This is a genomic window from uncultured Cetobacterium sp., assembly GCF_947072685.1.
In the GTDB taxonomy this organism is placed as follows: domain Bacteria; phylum Fusobacteriota; class Fusobacteriia; order Fusobacteriales; family Fusobacteriaceae; genus Cetobacterium_A.
Map to the genome: position 1 here is coordinate 1 of NZ_CAMTIK010000043.1, position 6,803 is coordinate 6,803.

A 6,803-nucleotide genomic window follows, 5' to 3' on the forward strand; every position below is an offset into this window, starting at 1 on the left:
TATTCAATCTCCAGATAATATCCATTTTCTAAAGCTAATAAATCCCCTCTTTCAGATTGATTGTATAACTCTTCTGGTAAAATATCTCGGTCACTTTTATTATATATCAAATCTCTATCGCATTCAAATAAATTTGCAAAACTACTATTTACATATTTGTATTTCAATTTTTTGTCTTTAAAAAACATCAAATCTTGTGAGCGCTCCAAAATTTCAGACAAATAATTCATTTTTTCCATCTCTTTTGGAGTATCTATCAATTCGAACGATAACTTTTTTCCCCTTAAAAATATTCTACAATTTAATATAATCTCTTCATGTTTTTTTTTATTCATTAAAATATTCTCCGCCCCCTTTAAATATAAAAATAAAAAAAACAGGTACAAAATAAATTGTACCTGGCTGTCATTTTAAAGACCCTATAGTTTTGCGTCATATGGTTTCCCGTATTTTGCCTTTATATTAGATTTTCTACCCCTAATATAACATAAATACAACCAAAATAACATATTTTATTTTTTAAAAACATTTTGAATTTTATTAGTATAATAGTTGGTCATCTCTTTTTTAGGAACAGCTAAATATTTTTTCAAATCCATCTCTTTCGGATTATTTTTCATATATTCTAAAAGGGTACTCGTGAAAACCAGTCTTCCATCTGTATCCACATTTATCTTTGTCACTATTGACTTTGAAGCTTCTTGAAGTTCTGAATCCGGTATTCCAATAGCATCTTTAATCTCACCACCAAACTCTCTAAATTTATTTATATATTCAGGTGGTACTGATGAGGAACCATGTAAAACTATTGGAAAATTACCCAGTTTTTCCTTTATTTTTTCAAGTATATCAAGTCTTAATTTAGGATCAGTTCCCGGTTTAAATTTATGTGCTCCGTGGGCTGTTCCAATAGCAATAGCTAAAGAATCCACTCCAGTTTTTTCCACAAACTCTACAACCTCACCTGGATTTGTGAACTTTTCATCCTCAGATGAGATTTCGTCTTCAACTCCTGATAAAACTCCCAACTCCCCCTCCACACTAGCACCATAAACTTTTGCTAACTCCACAATTTCTTTAGTTTTCTCTACATTTTTTGAAAACTCCTCATGAGAAGCATCTATCATAACAGATGAAAAGCCATAATCTAAACAGTCCTTAATCTCTTTAAAATCCTTTCCATGATCCAGATTAAGTGCTATAGATATCTCACTTCCACTCTCTCTCATATCCAAAATTGCACCTTTAACCATAAGTGCTAAAGTTTCTTTTCCAATATATTTTCTAGCTGAATCTGAAATTTGTAAAATAACATCCGAATCAGCTGTACTACAAGCTTCAAGTATTGCTTTTAGCTGCTCTAGATTAGCAAAATTAAAAGCTGGTACTGAATGTCCATTCTCATTGGCTCTTTTGAACATCTCTCTTGTATTTTCTAATCCTAAATCTTGAAATCTATACTTTGCCATTTTTCCATCCTTTTATATATGTTTTCTAATTCCGGTATAGATTCTCTTCCGCCTATCTTTTCTACTGAAAGCGAAGCACAAGCTGAAGAGAATTTTATAGTTTTTATAAAATCAAACTCATTGCTTAAAGCATAGACAAAAGCACCATGAAATATATCCCCTGCTCCTGTTGTATCAACAGCCTTTGTTTGAAAAGCTGGATGGTTATATAGTTCCCCATTTCTTCTATATATGCACCCTTTTTCTCCTAAAGTTATTATGACATTTTTGCCATTTAACACCTCCATCTGAGAAAATACCTCTTCGTAGTTTTCATTGTTCAATTTTTCTACTTTTGTATAATCTCTGGCAAAATCCTCTGAACATATAAGATAATCAACCTCACTTGCCAGTTCCACAGTTTCCTCTTTATAACTTCCCGCATCCAAAACCGTGATAGATTCTGGAAACTCTTTCAATGCTAATCTTGCCAGCTCTATCTCGTGCCCGTCAAACAAAATAAATTTTGGTTTTTTTAGATATTTAATCTGATAATTTTCAGGGACTATATTTTTCACCCTATGATTCAATATAGTTCGGCTGCCATTTGAAGTATTTGTTATAATCATACTACAAGGAGTTTTATACACCTCTTGGATAAGAGTATTTTCTAAATCTACACCTACAGATTCAAGTTCCTGAACTATACTTTTTCCATATGGATCAGTTCCTAAAGTTGTTATGTAAGAAACATCTTCTTTATATTTTCCAAGTAGATAGGAAGCGTTCCCAGTGGGACCACCTCCCATCATCTTTGTTTCATCTACTTTATATTTTCTATTTTCTATTGGATATTCTTTCATAAGATAAGTAATATCACAAGCGGAATGTCCCACACACAATATTTTTTTCATTTTAATACTCATCCTTTGCATTTATTACTTTTACATCCTTTTGAGTGAACGATACAAGAGCCATAAACACAATCAAAACCAATATTATTGCCAAAATTCCTGGTGCTTTATATACCTCTCCTACTTTCCCAACTATAATTCCTAAAACTCCAAAATCTATATCTCCAAAAGTTGTATTCTGAAATCCTATTCCACCAAGTACTGGAAGTAATAGTGCCGGTAAAAACGATAAGAACAATCCATTAACAAAGGCTCCTACAATAGCTCCTCTTTTCCCGCCTGTCGCATTTCCATATATTCCAGCGGTAGCTCCACAGAAAAAATGTGGCACAAGTCCTGGTATAATCAGTACAGCACCCATAGCTCCCAGAATAAACATACCTATAACACCACCTATAAAAGATGCAAGAAACCCTATTATTACTGCATTAGGTGCATATGTAAAAAATACTGCACAATCAACTGCTGGAATTGAGTTAGGTATAACCTTTTGTGAAATCCCTTGAAAAGCTGGTATAAGCTCAGAAAGTATCATTCTCACTCCATTATAAACAATTGTAACTCCAACAGCAAAACTAAGAGCTGATGTTATTGCAAATACTATATAATTTTTCCCACCTGAAAGCTCTCCTACATACTCTGGCCCAGCTGCTACAGCCGCTATTATATAGAACACCAACATAGTTATTCCAGTAGAAATTGTTGTATCTCTTAAAAAGTTAAGTTTTTCAGGAATTTTTATATTTTCTGTACTATCCTCTGGATCTCCAATTTTTGATCCTATGTATGCGGATATATAATATCCGATTGACCCAAAGTGTCCCATAGCTATTCCATCGTCATCAGTAACTAGATCCGTATATTTTTGTCCAATAGCCGGGGATATCGCTGACCACATACCTAAAAGAAGTCCCCCAACAATTACAAGTGTCCATCCTTCAAACCCTATTGTTGCAAGTACCGCTGAAAACATACAAGCAAGAAAGAAGCTGTGATGTCCTGTCAAAAATATGTATTTAAACTTTGTAAATCTTGCAATTAAAATATTTATTATAAGACCTGCCACTAAAATAAACATAGTCTCTTTTCCAAGAATTTTTTGAGCTATTGATACTATAGCCTCATTATTAGGAACAACCCCTGTTATATTGAACCCTTTTTCTATCATTTTCCCTAAATAATCCAAGTTTTTAACTATAAAATCGGCTCCAGCTCCAAGCATTATGAATCCCAGTATCGGCTTTAAAGTTCCAACTATCAATTTATTTATTGGTTTTTTCAAAGCTACAAGTCCAACTAAAGACATTAGTCCTAACAAAAATGCTGGATTTGTCAAAATATCATTTCCTATTATCTGTAATAATCCCATTATCATTTTTTATCCTCCTGTAACCTTATTTCTACTTTATCAAACTTTTAATCGCTTCCAAAACATCCTCTTTTATTTTTTTCTTATTTGTGTAACTTCTAATTGGAGCTGTTTTTATTGTTGTTATTTGATCTGCTAACTCCTTGATAGTCACAATTAAATCGACATCCTTTCCTGTAACAGAGTTAAAATCACAAGAGTTTACACTGGCTTTTATTCCTTCCTCTTCACAGATCTCCTCTATCTTCATAGCACACATTAAACTACTTCCAATTCCGTTCCCACACACTGTCAATATCTTTACCATCTTCAATCTCCCCTTTTTATAAAAAATTTAATATTTCAACTTCGTTTGATGAGTTCGATAATTTTCCAATCATCTCATCATCATCTATCAAATTTGATAGCTTTCTTAAAATGTTTATATGAGATGAGTTATCTTTAGAGGCCAGCATAAAGATTAATTTTACCCTCTCCTCCTCTCCTGAAAAAACAACTCCTTCTTTTATTACCAGAAGAGAAACTGCTGTTTCTAGTGCTCCATCCTCAGGTCTTGCATGTGGCATTGCCACCCCATCTGTTAAAATGATATAGTTCCCCAATTTTTCGATGTTTTTAATTGCTGCCTCAATATACTTTTTTTCAATTTTATTTTTAAATAAAAGTATATTGCCCGCTCTTTCCACTCCATCTCTCCAGCTGTTAACTCTGTCAACTACACAGATATTTCCTTCTAAAATTTCTTTCATACATAACCAACCTTTTTGATGTTTTTTAATATAACTAAATTATATTCGAAACACTCTACAATTAAAAGAGGCTAGTTTTTTCAATTTTATCCATAAAAAAAAGTTTCCTAATTAGGAAACTCTCTCTTTAACAACTTTATAAATTCATCACTTTTTTTTAGTTTTTTCACATTTTCTATAAATCCGTCTCTATTTGACATGTCAACTAGTTTCATAAATGTATCTAGATGTTCTTTGTTATCCTTTGATGAAAAGAGAATAAACATAGAAACTTCCTCCCCACTTGGAAGTTCAATTGAATTCTCTAAGGTTAAGACAGCAAATGCAGTTTCGTTCACATCCCCTTTTGTCCTTGCATGTGGAAATACAACTTGTGGTCCTAGTACCATATATCCTCCAAACTCTTCAATTGTTTTTATAGAATTTTTTATATAGCTCTCCTCTATCGATCCAGATTTTATAAGTAAATCTCCCGTTTTTTTAACGGCTTCTTTCCAATCTTTTACTCTCTCATTAATCAGTACTCTATCCGATCTTAAGTAGTCAAAAATTGTATTTTTTTTATGAAAAATATCGTCTATCAAAAACTCTTCTAAAAGAACTTTCAACTCTTTTTTTAGACTTTTTTCATCCACTTCTTTACAATTTTGCCTTATCACCTCAACTAAGCTCTTCATCGATACCTTTTTATTGTTTCTTAAAACTCCATGACTTTCAATTTTTACTTTGTCATTTTCATTTAAAATAGCATTCAGTTTGATTACAGGTTTAGGAACTGTATCTTTTTCAATATCCATTGTTGTTATCACTAAGTCTATACTCTCTTTAGATATAACTTTTTCTAACATATATTTTGGAATTATATCCACTATATCAACATCATAATACTGTTTTATCTGTTGCGCTAACAGTTTTGAAGTTCCATACCCTGAGCCACACACCAACAAAACTCTTTGTTTTTTACTTCTAACAGTATTTCTATCCATAGCGGCTTTAAAATGTATCACCAAAAATGAAATCTCATCCTCTGTAAACTTTACTCCCATGGACTTTTCAAGTTTTTTAATAACACACTGAACTATCTCAAAGAGATGTGGATAACTTTCCAACACCTCTTTATATATTGAGTTTTCAAGCTCTATATGATTTTTTATTCTATATATTGTTGGTTTTATATGATTTAACAATCCTTCTAAAAGTACCTTGTCTTGAGATATATCCTCCTCTATCTTTTCATTGAATTCCTGGATCATATCCTTAACCACAACCTCAATCTCAACCCAGTTGTCGTAATATGAATAATTTAAATTATATGTATTACTTCCTAAAAAATAATCTGTTAGTTTTAGATATTCAAATTTTGAAAACTCTATCTCATACCACTCCTCGAGTATTGGAGAGCCTTTTTGTATACACCTATACTCTTTTGTTTCAGACAAAAATTTTTCGTTTTTTATGCTTTCAATCGTATATCCTTTTTTATTCATATATAAACTTATCTTTAAATAATTCAAAATAATATCATGTGCCTCATCTGATATTATTATCTCCATAAGCTTTTGACAATAGTTTATAAATCTTTTTATCCCAATCGCATCAATTTTACTCAAGATAAGTTCTTTAACTTTATTTTTAAGATATACTGAACTCCCACGAGATATCGTATTTAAAATTTTTAAAAGTGCCCCTCTAATCTCTTCTTCTTTCCCTTTAAGCTCGAGTCCTTTTCTATACTGAATTTCTAAAGTTAGATTATAACGTTCTAAAAAAAGTTTGACCTCTTTCAAATGACCTTTAACTGTTGTTTTACTTATATCTAGCTCCTCTGAAATCTCTCTTTGATTTATCTCTCTATCCAAAAGTGTTTTCAATATCAAATAGTTCTCTCTCTCCTCTGATGAGATGTTGTATAATTCCTCAGCCTCTAAAATATTTCTGATGCCACCTAAGTTTCCAATTTTCAAATTTCCCTTTGCACTTTCTATCTCTTGATAGCCATTTTCTACCAGACATTCATTTAATTTTTCAACCTCATACCTGATACTTCTTTGTGACACATTGAACTCTTCTGCGAGATCTTTTATACTTATTGTCTTTCCATTTTTTTTAGTTGATTCAAATATTTCAAGCAACTTTAAAGACCACATTTTTATTTCCCCCATTCCTGTTTCTTTACATTGAAATTATATCACATGTAACAACCGTGAACAAAAAAAGTTGTGGATTTTATTCCACAACTTCATTTTATAGAGGAGAATTTCTTCACTCTTATCTAACTAACCATCCACCGTCGATAGCTAGAATATGACCATTTACATAATCG

Annotated in this window: 7 protein-coding genes and 1 riboswitch; all 7 genes read right to left on the reverse strand. The window is 31.8% G+C overall.

Features of this window, described 5'->3' with window-relative positions:
- Positions 1 to 335 (reverse strand): PAS domain-containing protein (locus Q0V67_RS10135; RefSeq protein WP_297599261.1); only part of this gene is annotated, 335 nt, incomplete at its 3' end.
- Between the two features lie 55 nt (positions 336 to 390).
- Positions 391 to 466, reverse strand: a riboswitch (cyclic di-GMP riboswitch).
- A 46-nt stretch (positions 467 to 512) separates the two neighbouring features.
- Positions 513 to 1,469 (reverse strand): ketose-bisphosphate aldolase, encoded by a 957-nt coding sequence (locus Q0V67_RS10140; RefSeq protein WP_297599263.1) that lies wholly within the window; start codon positions 1,467 to 1,469, stop codon positions 513 to 515.
- Positions 1,442 to 2,362, reverse strand: coding sequence for a PfkB family carbohydrate kinase (locus Q0V67_RS10145; RefSeq protein ID WP_297599265.1), 921 nt, complete (start codon positions 2,360 to 2,362; stop codon positions 1,442 to 1,444). Before Q0V67_RS10145 ends, Q0V67_RS10140 begins: the two co-directional genes overlap by 28 nt.
- 1 nt (position 2,363) lies before the next feature.
- Complete coding sequence (locus Q0V67_RS10150; RefSeq protein ID WP_297599267.1) at positions 2,364 to 3,737, reverse strand: PTS ascorbate transporter subunit IIC; 1,374 nt, start codon at positions 3,735 to 3,737, stop codon at positions 2,364 to 2,366.
- Between the two features lie 25 nt (positions 3,738 to 3,762).
- Entirely contained in the window at positions 3,763 to 4,038 is a 276-nt protein-coding gene (locus Q0V67_RS10155) for a PTS sugar transporter subunit IIB (RefSeq protein WP_297599269.1), read from the reverse strand.
- A 16-nt stretch (positions 4,039 to 4,054) separates the two neighbouring features.
- Positions 4,055 to 4,480 (reverse strand): PTS sugar transporter subunit IIA, encoded by a 426-nt coding sequence (locus Q0V67_RS10160; protein ID WP_297599270.1) that lies wholly within the window; start codon positions 4,478 to 4,480, stop codon positions 4,055 to 4,057.
- Between the two features lie 107 nt (positions 4,481 to 4,587).
- Positions 4,588 to 6,627, reverse strand: a complete 2,040-nt coding sequence (locus Q0V67_RS10165) for a BglG family transcription antiterminator (RefSeq protein WP_297599272.1) — start codon at positions 6,625 to 6,627, stop codon at positions 4,588 to 4,590.
- Positions 6,628 to 6,803: the final 176 nt, after the last annotated feature.